Source organism: Salinivibrio sp. MA351 (genome assembly GCF_001996065.1).
GTDB lineage: Bacteria > Pseudomonadota > Gammaproteobacteria > Enterobacterales > Vibrionaceae > Salinivibrio > Salinivibrio costicola.
In genome coordinates, this window is record NZ_MUFG01000025.1 from 22,659 (window position 1) to 48,425 (window position 25,767).

The window sequence follows — 25,767 nt, forward strand, 5'->3', positions numbered from 1 at the left end:
CACCTATGACTGTCCTGAACGTCGAATCTGAGGTCGCTGACATCGATCTTTCCCGTTATGGTCTGGAAAATGTCAAAGAAGTCATCCGTAACCCCTCATATGAGCAGTTGTTCGAAGAAGAAACCAAACCTGGGCTGGAAGGCTACGAGAAAGGCGTAGTGACCGAACTCGGCGCGGTGTCGGTAGACACGGGTATTTTTACCGGCCGTTCTCCCAAAGATAAGTACATTGTTCGTGATGACACCACGCGCGATACCCTGTGGTGGTCGGATCAAGGCAAAAACGATAATAAACCGATCGATCAAGCGGTATGGAATGATCTCAAGGCACTGGTCACACAACAACTCTCTAATAAACGCCTGTTTGTCGTTGATGGCTATTGCGGTGCCAACCCCAACACACGATTACGTATTCGCGTGATCACCGAAGTGGCTTGGCAGGCGCACTTCGTCAAAAATATGTTTATTCGTCCAACCGAGGAAGAGCTTAAAGATTTCGAGCCTGACTTTGTGGTGATGAATGGTGCCAAATGCGTGAACAACCAATGGCGTGAACACGGCCTAAACTCAGAAAACTTTACCGTTTTCAACCTCACCGAACGGATGCAGCTTATTGGCGGTACTTGGTATGGCGGTGAAATGAAAAAAGGCATGTTCGCGATGATGAACTACTTCTTGCCGTTGCAAGATGTCGCATCGATGCATTGCTCCGCCAACATGGGCAAAGATGGCGACGTTGCCATCTTCTTCGGGCTATCTGGAACCGGGAAAACCACACTCTCCACCGATCCTAAGCGCCAGCTTATCGGTGACGATGAACATGGTTGGGACGATCAGGGCGTCTTTAACTTTGAAGGGGGCTGCTATGCCAAAACCATCAAGTTATCTAAAGAGGCTGAGCCAGATATCTATAACGCCATCCGCCGTGATGCGTTATTAGAAAACGTCACCGTCCGTGGCGACGGCCGCATCGATTTTGACGATAATTCGAAGACAGAAAACACCCGCGTGTCATATCCTATTTATCATATCGATAATATTGTGAAGCCGGTCTCAAAAGGCGGTCATGCCAACAAGGTGATTTTCTTGTCTGCGGATGCATTCGGCATACTTCCACCGGTGTCTAAATTGACCCCTGAACAAACCAAGTACCATTTCTTATCTGGTTTTACCGCGAAGTTAGCAGGTACCGAGCGCGGTATTACTGAACCCACGCCTGCTTTCTCAGCGGCCTTTGGCGCGGCATTTTTGACCTTGCACCCCACCAAGTATGCGGAAGTATTGGTCAAGCGCATGGAGGCGGCAGGGACTGAAGCCTATCTGGTCAATACAGGCTGGAATGGCTCAGGCAAGCGGATATCCATCAAAGATACCCGCGCGATCATCGACGCGATTTTAGACGGCTCGATCGAAAAAGCCGACACCAAGGTAATTCCAATCTTTAATTTGGAAGTTCCTGTCTCGCTAGACGAAGTGAGCGACGGCATTCTTGACCCGCGTGATACCTATGTTGACCCGCTGCAATGGGAAAGCAAAGCGAAAGACCTGGCCACACGCTTTATCGATAACTTCGATAAATACACAGATACCGAAGAAGGCGCAGCCTTGGTCGCTGCAGGTCCACAGTTAGACTAACCCCTAGCCCCATATTGCTGATGCGATATGGGGCGCTATTCCTCAGGGCGACTGGTTGACTGGTTGACTGGTTGAAGTTTGGCAACTTTTGCGCCAATCTTACTGCTACTCGTTGCCTGATAGGATTCATTCATGCGCATCCTGGCCAAACTCTTTGCCAGCTTTTTTATCCTAATCATAATCTCACTGTCAGTGATTTTCGTGTTGCTCCATACGCGATACAGCACCCAGGTTTTTACTGCCCTTATCACCCCTATACTGCCAGGCACCTTGACGGCAGAACAGGTGGACTATCACTGGCAACGCCCGCTTCACCTCACTCTGACGCAACCGAATTACCAATATGGCCATCAACACTGGCAGGCCAATACGGCGCGTGTACAGTTCTCTGTCGAACGATGGTCTCACCTACAATGGGTAAGGATTGACGGTCTAAGCCTTGACTTGACCGATCGCGCCATAACGTCTCTCGATATGCTACCGGCGACGCTTACCATTGGTCGTGTCCTTTTTAATGATCTTTCCCTGCAAGGACAAGGCTGGCAAGCGCAGCAAGTCAGCGCTCAGCTCGATGATTGGCACAAAGGACAAGCCCCTTTAGGATCAGTTCGCGGCCGCGCGCAATGGGAGGCCAAACAAGTCGACTGGCATGGGCTACAAGCCTCCCGACTTTTAGTCGATGCCACACCAGCGCTTAACGGTTGGCAATTCCGCGGCGTGTCTTTTGAGTGGCAAGGTGCCGCGATCAGCGCCCAAGGCCATTGGCAGCCAGGTGCGCTCGCCTTAACCCAGTTAACCCTGAGCGATGTCATTATCGACGGGGAAGATACGTATCAACGCGTGTCCAACGCCTTATTGCAATGGCCCCACACAACCACGTTAACCATCGACCGCACTGATATTCGCCAACTCAGTGCCGAAACCGAACAGTTTTCGGTGAATGGCCTCACTTTATCGGCCGAGCACATCACCATTGCGCCAAAGACGCCTTGGTGGCAACAGCCTAAGCTACGTGCATCATTCAACGCTGACTATATCCGCTGGCACACGCAGACTTGGGATCAACCGCTTGGGGATATTGAACGCCGCGGCGAAAGCTGGGTGATCAATCAGTTGACCAGTCAATGGCAAGAAGGATTTGTCGGGCTTTCCGGGCACTTTTCTAAGCGTCATTGGCAGATTGATAAGCTACAAGCCAATAACCTGACACTCAGCCACGCAATGCTTTCCCCGCTGATGGAAGCACTCCCGGAGTGGCCAGAGACACTGTTCATTGACGACGTATCACTGAAACATAATCAATGGCTGGCCTTATCGCCGCAGTTTCCTATCAAAATCAGTGGCATTGATGTTAATGGACGCGCATTGCAGCTATCCCCGTTCAAACAATGGCGCTTAACCGATGGCAGTTTGACCGCCAGCGCAAGCCACGCCAGCATCAATCAGCATTGGCTGGCTGAGCCCTATTTGCGCCTCGATGCTGTTCAAGGGAAATTAACCCTCCAGCAGCTATTACTGGGCTTCCCTGATGGCCAACTGGCTGTATCAGGAACCTGGGACTTAAGCGCCCCTAGTCAACCATGGTCACTGCTTGTGGATGGGTTACAAATTCCGCTCTCTGTTTATCAAGACTGGTTTGATTGGCCCCTCCCCCTGACAGGGTTTCATGATATTGAGGCAAAGTGGTCAGGGCTGGCAGCGGATCGAGAAAGCTTCAATGTGGGGCTCAATGGCGAGATGGATATCACCTTCTTAGATGCAAAAACCCATGCAGACTCAGACACAAATTGGGCCACACAAATAAGCGCTTGGCTGCAACCGCCAAGCCCCAAGAAGGACAAACAACAGACTTTCCCGTTTGAGACTTTATCCATTGATGCTGATCGCGGCCAACTGACCGGCGCACTGCAAGGCGAGACACGCTTATCCATCCAGTGGCCGATTTATCGCACGGACGCCCCACGCATTCGTTAGCGTAACAAGGCCAACTGAGGGGCAGGTTGTGCGGTAGCGCCATCATCCGAGGGGAGCAGGACATAGGTGCCGGTAAACACACCGGCTTTTTCATCACCACTGAAAAAATCGACTTCTAACGTCACACGGGCACGGCGTCCGTTTTCTAATCGATCGAGCTCGCCACTAAGGTTATCGAGTGACACACTCGCCCGGGGCCGTTCTGCAACCGGACGACGGTAGCGAATATGGCTATCCGCTAGGACAATATCCGCGCTGAGTTGGCGCTCTTTCATCAATAGCCATACCATGCCCCAACCGGTTAACGTCGCAAGGCTGAAAATACTGCCCGCAAACATGGTTTGGCGAGGGTTTAAATTGGCGTTTAAATTGGCGCTCACTTCAAAGCTGTAGCCAGTGAACTGGCTAATTTTGACTCCCATTTTGTCGCTAATCGGAATGTGTGCTTGCCAACGCTGCTGAAGCTCGGTGCACCACTCGGGACGGCGAACCACATCCGATAACGGATCCAAGGGTTTAACCATCTGCTGATGACGTATCGGTCCTCGCTCGTCACTCAGATCGCCCTGACGGAGGAAATCGTGTTGCGCATAAAAGCTCACCGCCTCTTCACGCGCACTGCACACCAGACGCTTAGCGCCCTCTTCCCGCGCCAACGACTCTAACGCCATGAGCACTAAGGCGCCTAGACCACGATTACGATAATCTGGTGACACCGCCATATATCGGATTTGGCCGTCATTGTCTGGGGTTAAGTACAAGCGTCCAATCGCGACCGGCGCATCATCACTGTCTACGATCATACGATGGCACGCATTAACATCATACGCATCGCGCTCTGAACCACGCGGCGCATGCCATGGCTCTCTTAACATCCGATAACGAAAGTCATAATAACGCGCTAGCTCTTGCTCTGTGCGCGGGGTAACGATTCTAAACATGCCTGTCTCTCCTTGTGAGGCGCGTGGTTATACCTGAAGCCAGAAAGTCACAGGACCATCATTAACGAGGCTTACTTTCATGTCGGCGGCGAATTGACCCGTTTGCGTTTTTAACCCTGCACGCTGGCAATCCTGACAAAATACCGTGTACAAACGTTCTGCCTCATCAGGCGATGCCCCCGAGAAGCTCGGACGCATTCCCTTTTTTGTGTCGGCAGCCAGGGTAAACTGCGATATCACCAACAATTCACCGCCGTGCTGCGACACATTAAGATTCATTTTGCCATTATCGTCTTCAAACACACGATAACCTCTGACTTTATGCGCCAGTTTCGCGGCATCCGCATCGGTGTCGCCCTTTTCGACGCCCAGAAGCACCACCAGCCCTTTCCCTATCGCACCGAGGATCTCACCGTCGACAGTGACATTGGCTTCACTCACGCGTTGAATTAGGGCAATCATAAGGCGCCTCCGCTTGATTGATTAAAGGATGGGATGGCTCAGCCAAACCGGCTGACTGATTGTTAACCGCTGGCGAGGTGCCACTTGGCCACCAAGCCTCCGACTCTCTTAAAGTCGCGGTAACTTGTGCGCCGAATAATACAATACACCAGCTAAAATACACCCACACAAACAGAATGGGCACCACGGCCAGGGCGCCGTAAATTAATTGATACGAGGGAAAGTGGGCAACATATAGCGCGAATACTTTTTTACTTAGCTCAAATAGCACACTCGCCACAGCCGCACCGACCAAGGCATGGCGAAGGCGCACGCGAGTGTTAGGTACCAGGGTATACAACCCCATAAAGGTGAGCGTGGTTAAAAGAAAAGGCAGGATTCGGAGTAAGGTGGTAAACAAATCATTCGCCAGCCCTGTTTGTAATAACGACAAAGACGTTAAGTAAGAGCTCAGCGCGATGCTAGTACCAATCAAAATAGGCCCTAACGTGAGCACCATCCAATAGATTGAGAACGCAATCATCATCGGCCGTTTGGTCTGAATTTTAAACGTGTGGTTCAAACTTTTGTCGATCGCCGAGATCAGCATAATCGCGACCACAAACAAAAAACTAACCCCAACAGCGGTCATCTTACCGGCGTTAGCAACAAATTGGTTGAGATAGCGTGCCACCACCTCACCGGCGGCGGGAACAAAATTATTGATCACAAATGTTTGTAAGGTATCACCCACTTGAGAAAATCCCGGGAAACTCGAAAAAGCAGACAACACGACAGTGACTAAGGGGACCAAAGAAAGCAGCGTGACATACGCCATATAACCGGCACTCACCGTGAGCCTGTCTTCGCCCATACGCTGCCACAAATGCGTGAGCATCGCTTTCAACCAATTACGGCTGTCATGCCACGTTTTCTGATTTAGCGTCCCAATTATGCGCATCCTTCCACCTTTATCTTGTGCCCGTTTTACGCGTAATGAGTGTACATGATTTACTTCTCGCTCGCTGCGATCAAAAAAAGGCACCTAACGGTGCCTTTAATCTTGGGACAGAATCTGGTGACTCAGTCACATGATGATATAACGCGATTAACCTTTACGACCAGCGCGCTTGCGGTCTGTCTCAGTCAACAGCTTTTTACGAATACGGATGCTTTCTGGCGTAACTTCAACCAGCTCATCGTCATCAATAAACTCAAGCGCTTGCTCCAAGGTATACTTGATCGCTGGGCTCAATACCTGCGCCTCATCGGTACCCGAGGCACGCACGTTAGTCAATTGCTTACCTTTCAGACAGTTAACCGTCAAGTCATTGGCGCGGTTATGAATACCGATAACTTGACCTTCGTACACTTCATCACCGTGTTCAGCAAACAAGCGACCACGGCCTTGTAGGTTAAACAAGGCATAAGTCAGTGCCTTACCTGCGGCGTTTGAGATCAATACACCGTTGATACGTTGGCCAATATCACCCCCTTTGAATTTACCGTAATGGTCAAAGGTATGATAAATCAGGCCCGAACCAGAGGTCAGGGTTAAGAACTCGGTTTGGAAACCAATTAAACCCCGTGATGGCATCACAAAGTCCATGCGTACACGGCCTTTACCGTCTGGGAGCATGTTGCTCAGCTCGCCTTTACGCAGACCGATGCTTTCCATAACGCCACCTTGATGCTCTTCGAGCACGTCAATGGTCACGGTTTCAAACGGTTCAAATTTCTCACCGTTTTCTTCTTTGATGATCACTTCAGGGCGAGATACGGCAAGCTCAAAGCCTTCGCGACGCATATTCTCGATAAGGATCGACAAGTGCAATTCGCCACGACCTGATACACGGAATTTATCCGGGTTCTCGGTCTCTTCAACACGCAGCGCCACGTTGTGGACCAGCTCTTTTTGCAAACGCTCAAGGATATTACGTGACGTCACGTACTTACCTTCTAGGCCGGCGAACGGCGAGGTGTTGACTTGGAACGTCATGGTCACAGTTGGCTCATCAACGGTCAGTGCGGGGAGCGCTTCAACGTTGCTTGGATCACAGATGGTGTCTGAAATCTTTAGCTCGCCCAGACCCGTAATAGCAATAATGTCGCCCGCTGAGGCTTCATCGACATCAGTACGGTCAAGGCCGAGGTAACCCAAGACGCTACCTACCTTACCATTGCGCTTGCTGCCATCGGCACTGATGATGGTCACTTGCTGGTTCGGTTTCACCGAGCCACGCGTAATTCGACCCACGCCGATAACACCGACATAGGCGTTATAATCAAGCTGAGACACCTGCATTTGCAATGGCGTAGTAATGTCGACGTCAGGCGCATCGACGTTGTCCACGATCGCGTTGAACAACGGCTCCATATCGTCGCCTTCGGTCGCTTCATCTAGGCTCGCCCAACCGTTTAGCGCTGATGCGTAAACCACTTGGAAGTCTAACTGTTCGTCCGTGGCACCCAAGGTGTCAAACAGATCGAAAACTTGATCCATCACCCAGTCAGGGCGTGCACCCGGACGGTCAATTTTGTTGATAACCAAAATCGGCTTCAGGCCGTGAGCGAAGGCTTTTTGGGTCACAAAGCGGGTTTGTGGCATCGGACCATCAACGGCATCAACCACCAATAAGACCGAATCAACCATCGACATGATACGCTCGACTTCACCACCGAAATCGGCGTGCCCTGGGGTATCAACGATGTTAATTCGATAATCATTCCAGTTAATGGCGGTGTTTTTCGCCAAAATGGTGATGCCACGCTCTTTCTCAATATCATTTGAGTCCATGACACGCTCTTCCACCTCACCGCGGGAAGCTAGCGTACCGGATTGCTGAAGCAGCTTATCCACTAGCGTGGTTTTACCGTGGTCAACGTGGGCAATAATGGCGATATTTCTTAATTTATCTGTTTGTATTTTGGTCATGGACTCTCTTTTTCACTCGTTAGACGCGGCGCGTGTCGAACCTGACACGCTGAGACAGCGTATACTAGCACGACGGGGCCACCATCTGATTAAAAAAACGGCCGTAATGTACCAGATTTTGTCGCAAAACCCACCTTATTCTGTGAATCAGCTCACCATCAAAGTGGCTTGACTGCTGTCTAGTTGGTCATTTGTTAAGCAAATACAAGGATTCACCGGTCTTCGAGCAAACATGAATTTTTAAAGACGGCCCACACTCTCAATACCGATTGTCTGCTAAAAAGAAGAGGGGGATGGGGTTGCACCCATGTCGTGCACAAACATCTGCACCACCTTCGCCCCTTGCACTATGATTGAGCATGTGCGCACAATAATGGTGCAACCCGCTCTCGTTTGACGAGCACTGAGCGGCATTTTTACCCGCCGAGCCTGCTATGGCGTGGTTTTAAATTGTTGGCACAGTTTTCGCTTTGTCATGCAGCAAGGAGCCAACTCGCTATTTACCTAATTTGACACCGGAGGTTATTTCACATGTCAGTAGAAAATGTGCTCGCACTTATCCAAGAAAACGAGGTGAAATTCATCGACCTGCGCTTTACCGATACCAAAGGTAAAGAGCAGCATGTTTCCATCCCCTCTCATCAAGTGGACGATGACTTCTTTGAAGAAGGCAAAATGTTTGACGGTTCATCCGTGGCGGGCTGGAAAGGGATCAACGAATCAGACATGGTCATGATGCCAGATGCAAGTTCGGCCGTGCTTGACCCCTTTACCGAAGAAAGCACCTTGAATATTCGCTGTGATATTCTAGAGCCGTCTACCATGCAAGGGTATGATCGTGACCCACGTTCCATTGCTAAACGCGCTGAAGATTTCATGCGCTCAACGGGGATCGCAGATACCGTTCTAATTGGGCCTGAACCCGAGTTTTTCCTCTTTGATGACGTGAAATTCGCCACCGATATGGCCGGCTCTTTTTACAAAATCGATGACGTCGAAGCGAGCTGGAACTCAGGCACCGCACTGGAAGGCGGTAACAAAGGCCACCGTCCAGGCGTTAAAGGTGGCTATTTCCCTGTTGCACCGGTCGATTCGTCACAAGATATCCGCTCGGCCATGTCATTGGTCATGGAAGAGATGGGCTTAGTGGTTGAAGCGCACCACCATGAAGTGGCAACGGCTGGCCAAAACGAAATCGCGACCCGCTTTAACACCTTGACCACTAAAGCGGACGAAATTCAGATCTATAAATATGTGGTGCACAACGTCGCACACGCCTTTGGTAAAACGGCGACCTTTATGCCGAAACCACTGGTGGGCGATAATGGCTCAGGCATGCACGTTCACCAATCACTGGCCAAAGATGGTCAAAACCTCTTTGCAGGTGATAAATACGGTGGCCTGTCTGAAACAGCACTTTATTACATTGGTGGTGTGATTAAGCACGCACGGGCCATTAACGCCTTTGCCAACGCGTCAACCAACTCGTATAAGCGCCTGGTTCCTGGGTTTGAAGCGCCGGTCATGCTGGCTTATTCTGCGCGTAACCGCTCTGCGTCAATTCGTATCCCAGTGGTGCCTAGCCCGAAAGCGCGCCGTATTGAGCTCCGTTTTGCCGATCCAACTGCGAACCCTTATTTGTGCTTTGCTTCGATGCTGATGGCCGGCCTTGACGGTATCAAAAACAAGATTCACCCAGGCGATGCCATGGACAAAGACTTGTATGATCTCCCGGCTGAAGAAGCGGCAGAAATTCCGACGGTAGCGGAGTCCCTTAAAGAGGCTCTACAGGCGCTGGATGCTGACCGCGAATTCTTGACCGCAGGTGGCGTGTTCTCAGACGACTTTATCGACTCATACATCAAACTGAAAAGCGAAGATGTTGAGCGTATTCAAATGACAACGCACCCAGTTGAGTTTGAGCTTTACTACTCGGTGTAACGACTCGTCACGCTGAACATTTAAAATGTAGCCCACCTCGCAGGTGGGCTTTTTTATGCTTGGCGACTGTATGTACCCACTTACAATGCTCCGCAGGGGATCGCGCAAACCTAGGGGGCTGTGATGCGTGGGTTAGGTGCTCGTTGGCGAGGAGCTCTTTCGCGAGGCGCTCTTTTACTAGGCGCTATGTTGCTAGGAGCTATGTTACTGACATTGGCTTTTAGCAGTCATGCGGGCATGCTCTATCAGTGGACCGATGACAACGGCCAGGTACATTTTAGCGACCAACCTCCGGCGCACCCGTACCACGTTAGGCCGTATGCATCCCTAACGTCTTCGCCCTCTCTCTACGATGCCTCTTCGTCTTCGGCTGAGCAGCCTGCGCCAGCCCTGACACCACCCAAATCGGTGACACTCACCCTTGTATCGCCCAATGATGGCGCAACATTACGCAGTAATCCCGGCGAGCTATCCGTGACAGCCACGGTGTCACCGCTTTCCATCCCCGCCAAGCAAACACGGCTCGTCTTAGACGGCCAGCCCGTTGCGTCTCCCCCAACCATTAGCTTGAACGCATCACAGCGACAGCTGGATTGGCGGCTGGCGCCCATTGATCGTGGCACCCATCAGATTCAAGTCCAATACCTCGAAAGCGGCAAGGTAATTGCATCCTCATCGATACATCACGTGTATTTACACCGCGCGCACGTTAATCAACGCCATCGACGCCAAGATTAACCGACCACGGCACCTAAACCATCACAAACTCAGTGGTACCGGCTGCATCATGCAAGGATCTCGATTACACTCAATGCACCAAACTAGTGCAAACAAGGACGCGACACGGATGACGCCAGCTCAACTGTTTGATCATCTGCTTACCGCCATCATTGTGGTAGACAGCCAATGGCGTATTGAATACGTTAATGCAGCAGCAGAACAGCTAATGCATCAAAGTGCTAGGCGCTTGCGCCAGCAACCCCTCACACAGCAAATTCAGCATGCCAGTGTTGACTGGGCGCACATAGCCAGCGCCACTCAGGCAGGGCAAAGTTTAACCGATAGTGATGTCACTTGGGTGGTTGATGGACAACCACAAAAAGTACAACTCAGTGCAAGTCCCTTATTTGACGCCGAGGATGAGGGCCGTCTGTTACTTGAAGTCAACGTCGTGAGCCAGCAACAAAGGATCAGCAAGGAGCTGACCCAAAAAGCGCAACAACAAGCAGCAAAAGAACTGGTGCGTGGCTTGGCTCATGAAATAAAAAACCCGCTAGGCGGATTGCGCGGGGCGGCACAGCTACTGGAAAAAATGCTACCCGATGCCAGCCTCGCGGAGTATACCCAAATCATTATCGAGCAAGCGGACCGCTTAAGAAATTTAGTCGACCGCTTGCTTGGACCGCAGCGCCCGGGATTACGCCAACGGCAAAATATTCACGTGGTCTTGGAGAAAGTCCGTCAACTGGTCAGCCTTGATCATCATGACGGGGTGCATATTGTGCGCGACTATGATCCCAGTTTGCCTGATTTTGATATGGATCCAGAGCAGCTTGAGCAGGCGATCCTCAACGTCGTCACCAATGCCGCCGACGCGGTGAGTGGCCAAGAGGATGCACGCCTCACACTGCGCACCCGCACCGGTTTTCAAACCGTGATTCATGGTCAACGCCATCGTGTCGTGGCCCAGATAGAAATCATCGACAATGGCCCAGGTATCGCCCCTCACTTACAAGATACCTTGTTCTATCCGATGGTCACCAGCAAAGCGGATGGTAACGGACTCGGACTGGCCATTACCCACCACTTAATCGATCAACACCAGGGCAAAATTGAAGTGAATAGCTGGCCGGGCCATACCTGCTTCGCTATCCAATTACCCATTATTGAAAAGGATAGACCGCATGAGTAAAGGGACCATTTGGGTCGTGGATGATGACAGCTCGATTCGTTGGGTGATGGAGCGAACACTGAGTGCTGCGGGCCTCACGTGCGATACATTTTGCGATGCTGAAAGTGTAATGAGTGCGTTGCACGAGCGCACTCCCGACGTTTTAGTGTCAGACATTCGCATGCCAGGCAGCGATGGGCTTGCTCTGCTCAATGTGGTGCAAGCACAACATCCAGACTTACCCGTCATTATCATGACCGCCCACTCTGATTTAGATGCCGCGGTTAATGCCTATAAAGAAGGCGCATTTGAGTACCTGCCAAAACCTTTCGATATTGACGAAGCCTTGGCTTTGGTTGAGCGCGCGTTAGCCCACGTTAAAGAACAGCAAAAGCAGCAAACGGCGACGCAACCAAACGCACAAACGCCAGAAATCATTGGCGAAGCCCCGGCGATGCAAGAAGTGTTTCGCGCCATCGGTCGGTTATCGCGCTCATCCATTTCGGTGTTAATCAACGGTGAGTCCGGCACCGGCAAGGAGTTAGTCGCCCAAGCGCTTCATCGCCATAGTCCGCGTTCAGAGCAAGCCTTTATTGCCCTGAACATGGCAGCAATCCCAAAAGATTTGATCGAGTCAGAGTTGTTTGGGCATGAGAAAGGCGCATTTACCGGAGCCAATGCCGTTCGCCAAGGACGGTTTGAGCAAGCCAATGGCGGCACCTTATTTTTAGATGAAATTGGTGACATGCCGTTGGATGTGCAAACGCGTTTGCTACGCGTGCTCGCCGATGGTCAATTCTATCGCGTGGGTGGCCACGCAGCCGTCGATGTGGATGTCCGTATTATTGCCGCGACCCACCAAGATTTAGAGCGCCTTGTCACCAATGGTACATTCCGAGAGGACTTATTCCATCGCTTAAATGTGATTCGCGTCCACCTTCCATCACTCAAGGACAGGCGCCAGGACATCCCACAACTGTGCCAACACTTTTTGGCCCGCGCGGCTAAAGAGTTAGATGTCGAGGCCAAACAACTTCACCCGGACACCGAAGCCATGATGAGTCAGCTTCCGTGGCCTGGCAATGTGCGTCAGCTGGAAAACACCTGCCGCTGGCTCACGGTGATGGCCAGCAGTAAAGAAGTACTCCCCGGTGATTTACCGCGCGAATTGGTCAATCAGCCATTGTCTGTGACCGACAGTGAAGCGCAAGACTGGCAGGATGCACTCACTCAATGGGCTCAGGACGCAATCACTCAGGGGCAGCATGGCATTTTGCAACAAGCATTGCCTAACGTGGAGCGAATACTCCTACAATCAGCGTTGCAACATACTCATGGGCATAAGCAAGAAGCCGCGAAAATTTTAGGATGGGGACGTAATACACTGACACGCAAGCTGAAAGAGCTTAATATTGAGCACTAACGCAATATTAAAACTAACACAATTTGAACCTCTGCTAAATTTAAGTAAAGAGATTGAAGTAAAAACCGTTGATCGTGTTAACTTCAATGGTGTTTAGTTGATGAGAAAAGTGATGTTGTTGTTCTGATGAGAAACATGCGCCCATTGTCGATTCGAGCCGCTGTAATGCTCCCCGTGTTTCTCGTGCTCACGTTCACCTTGATTGTGATCATTCTGACCATTAACAACCACTACCGCACCAGCTCTCAGTTTGTCGGTAAGTTACTGCTGGACGATTACTCTCAAGGGATTGAATTAGACTTACGCCAGTATCTTCAGCACCCGTTTAACGCCAACGTATTTGTCGCTGAGCGTCTCGCCGCTCGCCTCCAAGCCGCCCCCATCAACAATAAAGGCTTGCGAGACTATTTACTCAGTAGTCACACGTCGCTTTATCAAGCCATGCCATACATGCAAGTGCTCAGCATTGGCGTTGATGCGAACGGCGATTATTTTGGCTATCGCAAAAATCAAGCAGGCCAGTCGATTTTGATGGAGCGAAGTGATGCCACACAAGGCACATTACGCATCTTCGACGGTCGAACGTTAAACGCCAATATTGTTTACCAAGACAGCCACTATGATCCTCGTGTTCGCCCCTGGTATATTCCAGCCTTTAACCGCGAACAACCACGCTGGACCGATATATACCTCGATGCTGATGAAATCGGCGAAGTATCACTCTCTGCCATTGCGCCCGTGCAGGTTAGTGGCGAGGTCTGGGGGGTGGTCGCCAGCGATATCAAGCTGAACGCCTTTAATCGCTTTCTCAGTGAGCGCCAGCAAAAACTCGGCGGCGCGCTTTTTATTGTCGATGACGAAGGCAGGATGATCGCCCATAGCGGCAACAGCAGTCCTAGCAACATTTTACACTTCCCTAATATCACCAATAACTCAGTACTCAACGCCACCATCAATGAGATATCGGCTGATTGGCCTCCTGAACCTGAAAAGCTCGGCAAATCGTTTCATTTCGACATCCATGAAAAACAGGGTCACTTCTATGGCACCGTCAAAAAAATCGCCTTACCGCCGCCTTTTCAGCATCAATGGTATGTGGTGGCCGCCCTGCCTGATCAGCTGCTTCTCGAAAGCTTGTTAAGCCAACAAGAAATCAGTATTTATTTAGTGATCGCAATATCGGTAATTGGCTTGGTGATTGTTTATTTAATTATTCGCCAACTCACTCGGCCCTTGCGTGACACCGCAGAGGCGGCGGCAAAGCTCGCCTCAGGCAATCTCACCTATCGAATTAACACCCCTGCCAACCTGCGGGAGATTGCGATATTAAAAGACGCGTTTAATAACATGTCCGGCAAAATGCAAGAGTCATTCAACCGCTTACGTCAGCAAGTCCGCCAAGATAACTTAACCCAGTTGTATACGCGCGAAGGCTTGATCGAACAAGCCGCCGGGCTGCGTTATCGGTCACCGAATACCTTGGCGATTTTAGGGGTCAATGGCTTTCGAGATATTAACGATAGCCTAGGTCAAGACGGCGGTGATGTGCTGCTATGTGCCATCGCACAACGATTAACAGATTTAGCCGATGGCTCCAGTATGCTAATCGCACGCGTTCGCGGTGATGAATTTGCAGTCCTGGCGCCCCACACCACTAACCGAACCCAGTCAGAAGCGCTAGTGAGTCAACTACTGAGTCTGTTTAACCGCCCAGTCACTATCGGTAACGACGATGTCCTGGTGGATGCTTGTGCCGGGGTGGTGTTCGGTTATACCTACGGGGATGCCATTCATGAAAGCCTCCAACACGCAGGGTTGGCTCTCAGTGAAGCCAAGCGCAGTGATGCGGCGATGTATGTCTATTTTGAAGCCAGTATGCAAGCTCGGGTGCAAGAACAGTCTCGGCTCCTGCTTGAGCTTCATCATGCCGTTCAGCATCATGAATTCGTCGTGTTCTATCAACCTTTCGTGCGCTTAAGCGATGGCTATTTCTGTGGCGCAGAAGCCTTAGTGCGCTGGGAAAGCCCCAGCCGTGGCATGGTGTCCCCAGCAGAGTTCATTCCGGTCGCCGAACAAAGCGGTTTAATCAACCAAATCGGCATGCAAGTGCTTGAACAAGCCGCTTTTGATACGGTCGCACAAATTGAAGCCGGACGATGGCCTGCCCATTTCCAATTACATGTCAACTTATCAGCACGACAGTTATTATCGGCTGACTTTATCGACAAGTTGGAGCAAGTGCTCACACGCACACAACTTCCGCCCGAGAATTTAACCCTAGAAATCACTGAGTCACAGTTGATGAGCCATGAGCATCTCGCGACCTCTGGGCTCACTAAAATCCGCGCCCTTGGGATTAAAATTGCGATTGACGACTTTGGTACGGGCTATTCTTCATTGGCCTATTTACATCAGATGGCTTTCGATAGCCTAAAAATCGACCGTAGCTTCGTCCATTCGATGACCGAAAACAGCACCAACCAAAGGATCATTGAAGCCGTGGTTGCCATGACCCGTGGCATGGATGTCCACTTGGTCGCTGAAGGCATTGAAACCAAAGAAGAGGCGGCTAGGTTACGTGAAATTGGTTGCCATTATGCGCAAGGGTTCTTGTTCGCCAGGCCCCTTCCCTTGGCCGAACAACCAACAGAACGGGTAACGGATAAATTACCAACGCGATAAGGCTCACGTCCTACGCGCTTCGACAGCTGACGCATGGCGCCACAGTCGCTATACTGAGCGCCAACTCACCGGCTGGGAACCAACGATGATGAGACACGATTTTCCTTTAACGGACCTACACCGTCACCTCGATGGCAACATCCGCATCAATACGATTTTAGAGCTCGGTCAGCAGTTTTCGATGCCGCTGCCGGCACATGACATTGAAAGCCTGCGCCCCCATGTGCAGGTGGTTGATACCGCGCCTGATTTGGTCGCGTTTCTCTCAAAACTTGATTGGGGTGTGGCAGTACTCGGAGATCTCGACGCGGTACGGCGCGTGGCGTATGAAAACGTCGAGGATGCCCTAAATGCACACATCGACTATGCTGAACTACGATTTTCGCCCTACTACATGGCGATGAAACATCAACTGCCCCTCGAAGGCGTGGTGGAAGCCGTCGTCGATGGCGTGCAGGCCGGCAGCCGTGACTTTGGCGTGAAAACCAACCTAATTGGCATCATGAGCCGTACTTTCGGCACCCAAGCCTGTATGGCCGAGTTGGATGCACTACTGACACAGAAATCGCAACTGGTTGCCATCGATTTAGCCGGTGACGAACTGGGGCAGCCCGGAGACCAATTCACCGAACATTTTGCCAAAGTTCGAGCCAGTGATTTGCAAGTGACGGTTCACGCTGGTGAGGCTGCGGGCGCTGAGAGTATGTGGCAGGCGATTAACGAGCTAGGCGCGACCCGTATTGGCCATGGCGTGAAAGCGATTGAAGACCCCGCTTTAATGGACTATTTAGCCAAGCACCGTATCGGGATTGAATCCTGCCTAACCTCGAATATTCAGACCAGTACCATTGCTGATCTCGCACAGCATCCGGTGCGCCAATTCCTCGACCACGGTATTCTGGCATCGTTAAATACCGACGATCCAGCCGTGGAAGGCATCGAGCTGCCCTATGAATATGAAGTCGCGGCCCCAGCCGCGGGCTTAACCGCTACGCAAATCAACACACTACAAGAAAATGGCCTAACCATTGCCTTCTTGTCTGACCATGAGAAAGCGGCGCTAATAGCCAAAGCTGCGGCCCGCTAATGGGCGTGGGTGTTATAAAAAAAACCGCCATTTGGCGGTTTTTTTGTTTAAATCACCCGTGAGAACTGTTGTTGTCGCGCCCTATCCCGTAAATAAATATCAAAACTCATACAGATATTACGGATCAGCATCCGGCCGGTTTTGGTCACGCTGATGGTCTGGTCGGTGACACGGACCAAATCGTCGTCAATAAAACACTGTAGCAACTTGAGATCGTCAGCAAAGTAACGGTCAAAATCAATCTGATAACGTGCGGCGATCACCGCCTTCTCAAGGGTAAAGTTACACATCAAGGCTTTAATCACATCGCGGCGAATACGATCATCGCGCTCCAACATGACGCCTTTGAATAAGGCATGTCGCTCCGCATCCACTTGGTGGTAATACCGCTTCATCTCTTTTTGATTTTGCGCGTAACAATCACCAATCATCGAAATCGCCGACACACCCAATCCTAATAAGTCACAGTCACCCTGGGTGGTGTAGCCTTGAAAATTACGATGCAAGCGTCCCTCACGTTGCGCAACCGCCAGCTCATCATCGGGCAAGGCAAAGTGGTCCATACCAATAAATTGATACCCCGCCGCCGTTAGCGTGTTAATGGTTTCTTGCAGCATGGTGAGCTTGGCGTCGGGTGACGGTAAGGCATTTTCGTCTATTTTCCGCTGGGCGGCGAATAAATTAGGTAAATGGGCATAGTTAAACACTGATAGCCGCCCAGGGCGCATGGTGAGCACTTGCTCTAGCGTGTTGGCAAATCCCTCGGGGGTTTGGCTGGGTAAACCATAAATCAAATCAAGATTGGTGGAGCGAAAGCCAAGCTCTCGCGCACGTGCAACCAATGCGTGAATAAAGTCTTCATCTTGCTCTCGGTTGACCAGCTGCTGCACTTTTTTATCAAAGTCCTGCACGCCAATACTGATGCGATTAAACCCTTCACTGCGCAGATGATCGAGCATATCCAGCGGGATTTCACGTGGGTCCACCTCGATACTGATTTCCGCATCGTCTTCAAACTGGAACTCTTGGCGCAGTAACCCCATTAGACGCGAGATCTGTGCTTTGGTGAGAAAGGTGGGTGTACCGCCTCCCCAGTGCAATTGAGTAACCCGACGGGCGCCCAGTAAAAATGCACGCTGGCGAATTTCATGTTCCAAGGCATCCAGGTACTCATCCGCCTTATGTTGATGCCGGGTCACCACTTTGTTGCAGCCGCAGTAATAGCAGAGCTTGTGACAAAATGGGATATGCACATACAACGACAACGGCCGCTCAGGGTACTGGCTACATGCCATATCAAATTCCGCAGGCGTAAATGCCTCATGGAATTCAAGCGCGGTGGGGTACGAGGTATAGCGGGGCCCTGAATAATTATACTTATTGATCAAGGCTTGATCCCAAATGATTTGTGGTGATGACATGGCTTACATTCCGCAAAGGCGCTTAGGAAAGGAGGACAAAGTATAGTGTGCCACAGCCTTAAGTTAGGTGCTTAGCACTACCCGCATTGGTATAGTGAAAGTGTCGGCGAGATCGATTTTCGCCTAATAATTATAAGGGTATTGTGCCAAAATAATAAAGGAATGCCGCTGCGAGCAGCCGCATTCCAAGCAGGTACACTTAGTGGGTCAAAATATGATCAGGGATATGCCGGCCACCCGTAAAGGCCAAAATCTCGGCCAACTCGGCTTTTATCGCCTGCTCGAGTCGCGCTTCATGCTTAGCACGATCAAAGTCCAACCGCATCCGTTCGTTCTTTTTAAGGGTTTTCCTGGCATCACCTCGTGGGGTGTCTTTGACCGCCTCATAAAGTTCAAATAACGCAGGGTAGCGGCTATCAAATTCAACCCGCTTTTCCCCTTGGAGGTGATCCATAATCATATAAAGACGAATCGCCGCCTCGGACAAATCACATTGATCTTTCAAGGCTGCGAACGCAATCACATCAACGCTTTCAATGATTTTATCATTCCGCTTTTTTATCGCCGCCTCTTCCATCTCCGCTTGCAGCGCCGTCTGCCGCTTGAGTCTTGCCAGCAAAGTCCCGGCGTATACCGATAACGCTAAAATAATCAACGCGCCTAGTCCTGCTAGTATCCAGATCCCGTCCTGCACCTGCTACTCCTCATTAATCGTTCTGTTGCTCAAATTTAGCAAGCAGATCGCTGTCATCATCCTCCGGTGTATCCTCGTCGCTCAGCAACCCTAGCTTATCCATCAGCACTTCAATGCGATCGAGTTTTTCATCGACATAGTTTTGCAGCCCTGCCCCGAGCTTTTCACCGTTTTCGATGCGATCGAGTAAGACATTCAGTTGCGGGTCTTGCTCGAGCTTTTCCAGCTCTTGCGCAGGGGTCAACGTGGATTGTTTCGGTTTCGCAGCTTCAGGCCCCAATGGAATCGGTTTTTTACTGCCAATTCGTGGGTCTTTCTTGCCGCCGCGACGATGCGTTTGCACATCACTTTCTTCAGAATGACGCGATCCTGCTTTTTTTCCTTTCCGTTTTTTCTGCTTTTTCAGCATGCGAGCAATTCGATCTTGCTCGGTCTGGTTTTTATCTACGTATTGCGCCGGGCCTTCCGATCCTGTGCGGCGCGTTTTCTTTTTACGCGTCATAACAATGGTTTCCTCATTAATATTACATCGTTGCCCAAAAAGGTCAGTTCGAAGCCAGCTTGAGCAGCTAGAAATTGAAACGTTTGGCGGCTAAAAAAGCTGACATGAGTCAGGTCATTCTTATAGTGCCAGCGTGAAAATGCCGCTGGATCCTGGACCAGCTTGGTCATGATCCCCAGATACCCACCCGGCTTTAGCATGGATAGCCATTGTGTCCACTGCTCGGCGGGGTGATAAAAGTGCTCAATCGCTTCGGTGCAGGTGATGAAATCGTAACCACGCGCCAACACCTGTGTATCAGGGGCATAGAAGGGATCATAGCAGGCGATTGAATGTCCCGCGTCACGCAGCATGTTTGCAAGCACCGGCCCCGGACCACAACCAAAATCTAGGCCATTGCGTGGCGATTCAGCTAACCGCGCAAGTAACGGGGCGGCCAACCGCGATAAGAAGCGCTGATAGCCCGCATCATCAGGATGATTTTGGTGCAAGTCATAAATGGCTTTCTCATCGTGCGGTGCCAGCAGTGCCTGGCGATCAACAAACACCAAATCACAACGCGTACATTGAAAATAGGCGCGGCGCTTATCGGTATGGTAAGGGTGAGTCTGGGTATGCTCACATAAAGGGCAGTGCTGCATGTTATTCGTCTATGCCAAAAGCTGGCGCGAATGTAGCAGAAAGTGGGTCAATAAAAAAGCGACAGGCATAATGCCTGTCGCGGTATCGCCTTGGCGATATAAGCGGGTGTCGTCCGTCCTGGTACGTCTTTCATCCCTGCTCAATAGCGTTTTACGCCTTGGCTTTAACATCCTGTTAGTGTGGTTGGCTTACCTGCCTAACGGTCGCATCCTGCGTCCTTGTCGTCATAACATCCACATCACATCCTGTGCGAGGCTATCCTTGCATGCCGACCTTGGCGAGTTCACATCCTGTAGCGACACCTTCCTGGTGAAAAGCTTTCCTTAGCCGGTTGGCCTATTCTTGGCGTCAACGTCCTGTTGATGATGATAGCGTATCCTAATCACTTAATTTGCCTAGCATGCCAAACAAAAAAAACCTGTTTAAAAAAGAAAGGGGCGCGGTAAGCGATTGAATGTATAGTGTTTTTTATTTTATCTTTCAATCGATATCGCGATTTTCTCGCCGTAAAATAGCAAATATCTTACACCCGATAACGCACTTATCGTTATCAGCGCTAACGCCCATGCAAGCAAACCGCAAAGCAGTGATAAGAAGAGGAAGAGGAAGGAAACAAAAAGCGGCTGCGTTATTCACAACCGCTTTTGCTGTCACGCTCGGTAATTAATGCAGACCACCGAGATAGCTCGACAGCGCATCAATTTCCTCGTCAGTGAGCTTGGCAGCCACCGATCGCATCATGTTGTTCATATCATTATGACGTTCCTCTGCGCGGAACATCTTCAACTGACTCGCCAAGTAGTTTGCGGGCTGGCCAGAAATTTTCGGGAAACCAGAAGAGGGGGTGCCATTACCGCGCGGACCGTGACAAGCGACACACGCCGCAATGCCTCGCTCTGCATCGCCCGCCATGTAGAGTTGGCGGCCAATTTCAACCGCGCCTTCGGGGGTTGTGCCAGGCTTGGGCGTGAGCGTTGCGTAATAAGCAGCCAGGTCAGCCATATCCTGCTCCGATAAAGGAGCCACCATGCCAGCCATCACCGCGTTGTATCGCCCTTGCTCACCGCCGCTTTGCGCGCCAAGCTTAAATTCCTTCAACTGCTTTTCAATGTAGTTGGCGTGCTGACCCGCCAAGTTTGGGTAATCAGGCAAAACACTGTTACCGTCAGCACCGTGACAGGCGGCACAGGTATTGGATTTGGCTTTGCCCGCTTCAGCATCTCCTTGAGCCCAGACTGAAGTGCTGGCCAGGAGAGTCAATATTAGCGCTAATTTCTTCATGACATTCCGTTTATAATTATCAAGCTTCCAGTACCACTACTTAGTTACCGTCATGGTACAATTACCGATCAAAAACCGAGCACGGTTATTTTACACAAATTCACACAAAAGTAATCAGTCTACTACACCAAGACGAGACGGAGTTAACAGTGGAGCAATCACTTAATTACCGTAACACCCAGTTTGTTACTAGCGCACCAGACATCCGCCATCTTCCTGATAATACAGGAATCGAAATCGCTTTTGCTGGCCGCTCAAACGCCGGTAAATCTAGCTCCCTTAACCGTCTATGTGACCAAAAGAGCCTAGCGAAAACCAGTAAAACCCCCGGTCGGACACAATTGATTAACCTATTTAAGGTGGACGAGGGTTGCCATATTGTCGACCTCCCTGGCTATGGTTATGCCCAAGTCCCTCTAGAAATGAAAGAGAAATGGCAGCGATCGCTGGGAGAATATTTACAAAAACGTGATCAACTTGGCGGATTAGTGGTGTTGATGGATATTCGCCACCCGATGAAAGACTTGGATCAGCAGCTGATTTATTGGGCCGTTGAGTCAAAATTGCCCGTTTTAGTGTTACTGACCAAAGCGGACAAGCTTAAAACCGGTGCACGTAAACAGCAATTGATGAAGATTCGAGAAGCGTCACTGGCATTTTGCGGCGATGTCGAGGTCGAATTGTATTCGTCACTCAAGGGCATTGGCGTGGATAAATTACGTCAAAAACTGGATGCCTGGTATCACACCACGCCGCCATTGCTTGCCGAAGAGCAACCACTGCCTAGCGAGTAATCGCCTTTTATCGGCGTAAGGGACGCACAACGTCTTCCCTCACGGATCTGGCGCTAAAAGACGAAAGCTAAAAAAAAGCCGACCCTCATCGAGGGTCGGCGAATCTTTGTGCGTGCGTGATCTGAATCAGACCCTGTAAACACATAAAGAACAAGAAGCTGTGCGTATTATAACCAGGTTTCCCAGCGAAATTAAAGTAATTACTCTAATTTTTTGGAATACAGGATCAACACAGCTGAAAATAGTTAAAAAGGCAGTGGCAGGGCTGCTCGCGTCGCGGCATATCAACCAATAAAAAAAGCCCCAGTCAGTATCCTGACTGGGGCTGCTGAATCAGCCAAATCCAATAACGTGAAACAAAAGGTCTGAAAGATAGAACATCTTACCTCTGTACCCTACGCTGATAACTGTATATCAATCACCCAGCCTTGAAAAGTATATTACGTAATTTTTTTTCATAAAAATACGCAAAAAAGAACGAAAACCACCATAGATCAGTTGGATACTAAACAAAAAAAAGCCGAATTCGCATTCGGCTCTTTATACTAAAAGGTCGATATATAGATAAAAACCGTAAACTTAGTGGGCTTCTCCCCAGTTATCGCCAAATCCTGCCTCAGCGATTAAGGGCACATCAAGTACAGCCGCCGACTCCATCAATTTTCGTACTTGGCTTTCAACTTTGGACATAGATGACGTTTTTACTTCCAACACCAGCTCATCGTGAACTTGCATCACCAGACGCGCGTCATCCGCGGCGTTGGCCTGAATCCACTGATCAACCAATATCATTGCACGCTTAATAATATCGGCGGCGGTACCTTGCATCGGCGCGTTGATAGCCGCACGTTCGGCTCCTTTGCGACGCATGCCATTGCGTGATTTTATTTCAGGTAAGTACAAACGACGGCCAAAGATAGTCTCCACATAACCTTTTTCTGCGGCTTGCTCACGGGTGCTATCCATATATGCTTTCACGCCTGGATAACGATCGAAGTAGGTGTCCATGTAGGTTTGCGCTTCATGGCGACCAATACCAAGCTGGCGTGAGAGGCCAAAGGCACTCATACCATAAATCAAACCAAAGTTGATCGCTTTGGCGCGGCGACGCTGCTCACTGGTGACCTCATCAAGACTCACCCCCATCACTTCCGCCGCCGTGGCCGCGTGAATATCTTTGCCCTCACGGAACGCTTCTAACAAGGCTTTATCACCGGATAGGTGCGCCATAATCCGCAATTCGATCTGCGAGTAATCCACCGCTAAAATCGTATGATCCGGTTCCGCGGTGAAGGCTTCACGAATACGGCGACCCTGCTCGTTCCGAATCGGGATATTCTGTAAGTTTGGATCGGTTGACGATAAACGCCCAGTGGCTGTGACCGCTTGATGATACGAGGTATGCACGCGGCCCGTTTGTGCATTGATCATGCGTGGCAGTTTATCCGTGTAGGTTGATTTGAGTTTTGCAAGGCCACGATACTCCAAGATACGCGCAGGCAACGGGTAATCGAGCGAGAGCTCTTGCAGCACTTCTTCATTGGTCGACGGGCTACCTGACGGGGTTTTCTTGACCACAGGCAGACCCATCTTCTCAAATAAAATCGTCTGTAATTGCTTCGGCGAGCTTAAGTTAAACTCTTCGCCGGCAATCTCAAAGGCTTCACGCTCAAGTTCAATCAAACGGGTATGCAGCGCTTCTGATTGCGTCGCCAACTTGTCTTTGTCAATTAACACACCATGACGTTCCATGCGCGATAGCACACTGACTAATGGCATTTCATAAAACTCAAAAATGGTTTTTAACTTTTCGTCACTGGTGACCCGTCCAATCAAATACTGATGTAACCGTAGCGTAATGTCAGCATCTTCCGCGGCATAAGGTGCCGCCTGTTCCAACGGGATCTGATTGAAAGTGAGCTGCTTTTTGCCCTTACCCGCAATCTCTTCGAAACTAATGCAGGTGTGCTGCAAGTAGCGCTCAGCGAGGCTGTCCATGTCATGGCGTCCCGCGACACTGTTGTACACGTACGACTCCAGCATGGTGTCGTAGGCTATCCCTTTTAAGGTGATTCCGTGACGCGCAAAAACACTGGCATCATACTTTAGATTTTGGCCGACTTTCGCCGCTGAGGGATCTTCCAGCCAAGGACGCAATACAGTGATCACATCTTCCAGCGATAGCTGCTCAGGCGCTTCGAGGTAATCATGGGCCACCGGTACATAAGCCGCTTCGCCTGGCGCGACCGCAAATGAAATACCAACCAGATTGGCTTCCATATAGTTAAGGCTATCGGTTTCCGTATCCACCGCCACCACGTCAGCTTGACGAATTTTCTCTAACCATGTTTCCAGTGACTCGCGCGTGAGTACGGTTTGATAATGATCACGATCGATACTGACTGCCTGCGATAAAGGCTCATCAGAGGTTGATTCCTCTGGCGCATCTCCCTCGTCGAGCTCTTTTAGCCAACGACGGAACTGTAAATCGCGGTACATGGCTACCAAAGTATCATTATCAGGTGCTTGCTTAATCAGTTGTTGCGGGGTGAAATCAAGCGCCACATCTAATTTGATAGTAGCCAACTGATAGGAAAGATAGGCGCCCTCTTTATTGTCCGTTAGCTTTTTTGCCATGCTCTTGGCGCCGCGGAAGCTCAGCTCAGCAATTTTATCCAGATTGGCGTAGATATCATCCAAGCCGCCGAGGTTGGCAATCAACGCCGTCGCAGTTTTATCGCCCACCCCCGGCACGCCAGGAATGTTATCGACTTTATCCCCCATCAGCGCGAGATAATCAATAATATGCTCAGGACCAAAGCCATACTTATCACGCACCGCATCCGGGTCCATCACCACATTAGTCATGGTGTTGATTAAGGTGACATGCTCGTCCACTAATTGAGCCATATCTTTGTCGCCGGTGCTGATCAGTACCGGCATTCCGGCTTGTGAGGCCTGAGTGGCAAGTGTGCCGATAACGTCATCGGCTTCGACCCCCTCTACCGCAAGTAAAGGCAACCCCATTGCTTTAATAATCTTATGCAGGGGGGCTATTTGCCCACGTAAGTCATCTGGCATCGGTGGACGATTCGCTTTGTACTGTTCGTACATGTCATCGCGGAACGTCTTCCCTTTGGCATCAAAAATCACCGCGACATGAGAATGCGGGTATTGGCGCAATAAACTACGCAGCATATTCACCACACCATAGACCGCACCCGTCGGCTCACCTTCACTATTGGTGAGGCTGGGAGACGCATGGTAAGCCCGGTAAAGATAAGAGGATCCATCCACCAGGATGAGGGGGTTATCGGGAAGAGTTGCCATATCAGTATCTTGATTGCCAGTTAAACACGTTAGTCGTTAAGCATGCCACGAGTCGTGACCCCTGTTAACCATGGTTTTTCCCATCGCGTCGTCTATCTGTGGATAACTTTGTTGGTAAATATTTTATAGGTTTTTTTGCTTGTCTAAATAGAGA

Annotated in this window: 19 protein-coding genes; 9 read left to right on the forward strand and 10 right to left on the reverse strand. The window is 50.4% G+C overall.

The window, feature by feature from the left end:
* Nucleotides 1-5: 5 nt before the first annotated feature.
* Entirely contained in the window at nucleotides 6-1,634 is a 1,629-nt protein-coding gene (gene pckA, locus BZG78_RS12465; RefSeq protein ID WP_021022572.1) for a phosphoenolpyruvate carboxykinase (ATP), read from the forward strand.
* Between the two features lie 132 nt (nucleotides 1,635-1,766).
* Nucleotides 1,767-3,608 (forward strand): AsmA family protein, encoded by a 1,842-nt coding sequence (locus BZG78_RS12470; RefSeq protein WP_077661381.1) that lies wholly within the window; start codon nucleotides 1,767-1,769, stop codon nucleotides 3,606-3,608.
* On the opposite strand, the gene BZG78_RS12475 is transcribed toward BZG78_RS12470, so the two are convergent.
* The 4 genes from BZG78_RS12475 to typA all read right to left on the reverse strand — a co-directional run bounded on the left by BZG78_RS12475 (nucleotide 3,605) and on the right by typA (nucleotide 7,925).
* Entirely contained in the window at nucleotides 3,605-4,549 is a 945-nt protein-coding gene (locus tag BZG78_RS12475; protein ID WP_021022574.1) for a bifunctional GNAT family N-acetyltransferase/hotdog fold thioesterase, read from the reverse strand. The genes BZG78_RS12470 and BZG78_RS12475 overlap by 4 nt on opposite strands.
* Nucleotides 4,550-4,576: 27 nt before the next feature.
* Nucleotides 4,577-5,011 (reverse strand): D-aminoacyl-tRNA deacylase, encoded by a 435-nt coding sequence (dtd, locus tag BZG78_RS12480; protein ID WP_077661382.1) that lies wholly within the window; start codon nucleotides 5,009-5,011, stop codon nucleotides 4,577-4,579.
* Nucleotides 4,983-5,951 carry a virulence factor BrkB family protein gene (locus tag BZG78_RS12485; RefSeq protein ID WP_077661383.1) on the reverse strand — a complete coding sequence of 323 codons (969 nt, stop codon included), beginning with the start codon at nucleotides 5,949-5,951 and terminating at the stop codon, nucleotides 4,983-4,985. The genes dtd and BZG78_RS12485 overlap by 29 nt, the downstream gene beginning before the upstream one ends.
* Nucleotides 5,952-6,098: 147 nt before the next feature.
* Nucleotides 6,099-7,925, reverse strand: a complete 1,827-nt coding sequence (gene typA / locus BZG78_RS12490) for a translational GTPase TypA (RefSeq protein WP_077661384.1) — start codon at nucleotides 7,923-7,925, stop codon at nucleotides 6,099-6,101.
* Nucleotides 7,926-8,456: 531 nt separating this feature from the next.
* Here typA and glnA point away from each other — a divergent pair.
* From glnA to add, 6 genes are all read left to right on the forward strand, one after another.
* Nucleotides 8,457-9,866, forward strand: a complete 1,410-nt coding sequence (gene glnA, locus BZG78_RS12495; protein WP_077461674.1) for a glutamate--ammonia ligase — start codon at nucleotides 8,457-8,459, stop codon at nucleotides 9,864-9,866.
* 201 nt (nucleotides 9,867-10,067) lie between these two features.
* Nucleotides 10,068-10,604, forward strand: coding sequence for a DUF4124 domain-containing protein (locus BZG78_RS12500; protein WP_021022580.1), 537 nt, complete (start codon nucleotides 10,068-10,070; stop codon nucleotides 10,602-10,604).
* A 109-nt stretch (nucleotides 10,605-10,713) separates the two neighbouring features.
* A complete protein-coding gene (gene glnL / locus BZG78_RS12505) occupies nucleotides 10,714-11,778 on the forward strand; it encodes a nitrogen regulation protein NR(II) (RefSeq protein WP_021022581.1) in 1,065 nt (354 codons plus the stop codon).
* Nucleotides 11,771-13,180, forward strand: a complete 1,410-nt coding sequence (glnG, locus tag BZG78_RS12510) for a nitrogen regulation protein NR(I) (protein ID WP_077661386.1) — start codon at nucleotides 11,771-11,773, stop codon at nucleotides 13,178-13,180. The genes glnL and glnG overlap by 8 nt, the downstream gene beginning before the upstream one ends.
* 135 nt (nucleotides 13,181-13,315) lie before the next feature.
* Entirely contained in the window at nucleotides 13,316-15,862 is a 2,547-nt protein-coding gene (locus BZG78_RS12515; RefSeq protein WP_199877198.1) for an EAL domain-containing protein, read from the forward strand.
* An 85-nt stretch (nucleotides 15,863-15,947) separates the two neighbouring features.
* Nucleotides 15,948-16,949 (forward strand): adenosine deaminase, encoded by a 1,002-nt coding sequence (gene add / locus BZG78_RS12520; protein ID WP_077461679.1) that lies wholly within the window; start codon nucleotides 15,948-15,950, stop codon nucleotides 16,947-16,949.
* A gap of 47 nt (nucleotides 16,950-16,996) precedes the next feature.
* On the opposite strand, the gene hemN is transcribed toward add, so the two are convergent.
* The 5 genes from hemN to BZG78_RS12545 all read right to left on the reverse strand — a co-directional run bounded on the left by hemN (nucleotide 16,997) and on the right by BZG78_RS12545 (nucleotide 21,489).
* On the reverse strand, nucleotides 16,997-18,370 hold the full coding sequence (hemN, locus tag BZG78_RS12525; RefSeq protein ID WP_077577230.1) for an oxygen-independent coproporphyrinogen III oxidase: 1,374 nt from the start codon (nucleotides 18,368-18,370) through the stop codon (nucleotides 16,997-16,999).
* Nucleotides 18,371-18,569: 199 nt separating this feature from the next.
* Nucleotides 18,570-19,064: a DUF2489 domain-containing protein gene (locus BZG78_RS12530; protein ID WP_077461681.1), complete on the reverse strand. Its 495-nt coding sequence runs from the start codon at nucleotides 19,062-19,064 to the stop codon at nucleotides 18,570-18,572.
* A gap of 13 nt (nucleotides 19,065-19,077) precedes the next feature.
* Complete coding sequence (gene yihI, locus BZG78_RS12535; RefSeq protein WP_077647238.1) at nucleotides 19,078-19,566, reverse strand: Der GTPase-activating protein YihI; 489 nt, start codon at nucleotides 19,564-19,566, stop codon at nucleotides 19,078-19,080.
* A complete protein-coding gene (locus BZG78_RS12540; RefSeq protein ID WP_077661388.1) occupies nucleotides 19,563-20,207 on the reverse strand; it encodes a class I SAM-dependent methyltransferase in 645 nt (214 codons plus the stop codon). The genes yihI and BZG78_RS12540 overlap by 4 nt, the downstream gene beginning before the upstream one ends.
* A 664-nt stretch (nucleotides 20,208-20,871) precedes the next feature.
* Nucleotides 20,872-21,489 carry a c-type cytochrome gene (locus BZG78_RS12545; RefSeq protein WP_077461683.1) on the reverse strand — a complete coding sequence of 206 codons (618 nt, stop codon included), beginning with the start codon at nucleotides 21,487-21,489 and terminating at the stop codon, nucleotides 20,872-20,874.
* A 149-nt stretch (nucleotides 21,490-21,638) separates the two neighbouring features.
* On the opposite strand from BZG78_RS12545, the gene yihA reads away from it, so the two are divergent.
* Nucleotides 21,639-22,283, forward strand: coding sequence for a ribosome biogenesis GTP-binding protein YihA/YsxC (yihA, locus tag BZG78_RS12550; RefSeq protein WP_021022591.1), 645 nt, complete (start codon nucleotides 21,639-21,641; stop codon nucleotides 22,281-22,283).
* A 579-nt stretch (nucleotides 22,284-22,862) separates the two neighbouring features.
* Here yihA and polA read toward each other — a convergent pair.
* Nucleotides 22,863-25,613, reverse strand: a complete 2,751-nt coding sequence (gene polA / locus BZG78_RS12555; protein ID WP_077661389.1) for a DNA polymerase I — start codon at nucleotides 25,611-25,613, stop codon at nucleotides 22,863-22,865.
* Nucleotides 25,614-25,767 lie beyond the last annotated feature (154 nt).

Bases quoted from the DNA above. Each gene is read 5' to 3' on its own strand.
- BZG78_RS12485 (WP_077661383.1), bottom strand. From the start codon at position 5,951: ATGCGCATAATTGGGACGCTAAATCAGAAAACGTGGCATGACAGCCGT.
- glnG (WP_077661386.1), top strand. From the start codon at position 11,771: ATGAGTAAAGGGACCATTTGGGTCGTGGATGATGACAGCTCGATTCGT.
- BZG78_RS12515 (WP_199877198.1), top strand. From the start codon at position 13,316: ATGCGCCCATTGTCGATTCGAGCCGCTGTAATGCTCCCCGTGTTTCTC.
- BZG78_RS12500 (WP_021022580.1), top strand. From the start codon at position 10,068: ATGTTACTGACATTGGCTTTTAGCAGTCATGCGGGCATGCTCTATCAG.
- dtd (WP_077661382.1), bottom strand. From the start codon at position 5,011: ATGATTGCCCTAATTCAACGCGTGAGTGAAGCCAATGTCACTGTCGAC.
- typA (WP_077661384.1), bottom strand. From the start codon at position 7,925: ATGACCAAAATACAAACAGATAAATTAAGAAATATCGCCATTATTGCC.
- BZG78_RS12540 (WP_077661388.1), bottom strand. From the start codon at position 20,207: ATGCAGCACTGCCCTTTATGTGAGCATACCCAGACTCACCCTTACCAT.
- pckA (WP_021022572.1), top strand. From the start codon at position 6: ATGACTGTCCTGAACGTCGAATCTGAGGTCGCTGACATCGATCTTTCC.
- glnL (WP_021022581.1), top strand. From the start codon at position 10,714: ATGACGCCAGCTCAACTGTTTGATCATCTGCTTACCGCCATCATTGTG.
- polA (WP_077661389.1), bottom strand. From the start codon at position 25,613: ATGGCAACTCTTCCCGATAACCCCCTCATCCTGGTGGATGGATCCTCT.
- glnA (WP_077461674.1), top strand. From the start codon at position 8,457: ATGTCAGTAGAAAATGTGCTCGCACTTATCCAAGAAAACGAGGTGAAA.
- yihI (WP_077647238.1), bottom strand. From the start codon at position 19,566: ATGACGCGTAAAAAGAAAACGCGCCGCACAGGATCGGAAGGCCCGGCG.
- BZG78_RS12475 (WP_021022574.1), bottom strand. From the start codon at position 4,549: ATGTTTAGAATCGTTACCCCGCGCACAGAGCAAGAGCTAGCGCGTTAT.
- add (WP_077461679.1), top strand. From the start codon at position 15,948: ATGATGAGACACGATTTTCCTTTAACGGACCTACACCGTCACCTCGAT.
- hemN (WP_077577230.1), bottom strand. From the start codon at position 18,370: ATGTCATCACCACAAATCATTTGGGATCAAGCCTTGATCAATAAGTAT.
- BZG78_RS12545 (WP_077461683.1), bottom strand. From the start codon at position 21,489: ATGAAGAAATTAGCGCTAATATTGACTCTCCTGGCCAGCACTTCAGTC.
- BZG78_RS12470 (WP_077661381.1), top strand. From the start codon at position 1,767: ATGCGCATCCTGGCCAAACTCTTTGCCAGCTTTTTTATCCTAATCATA.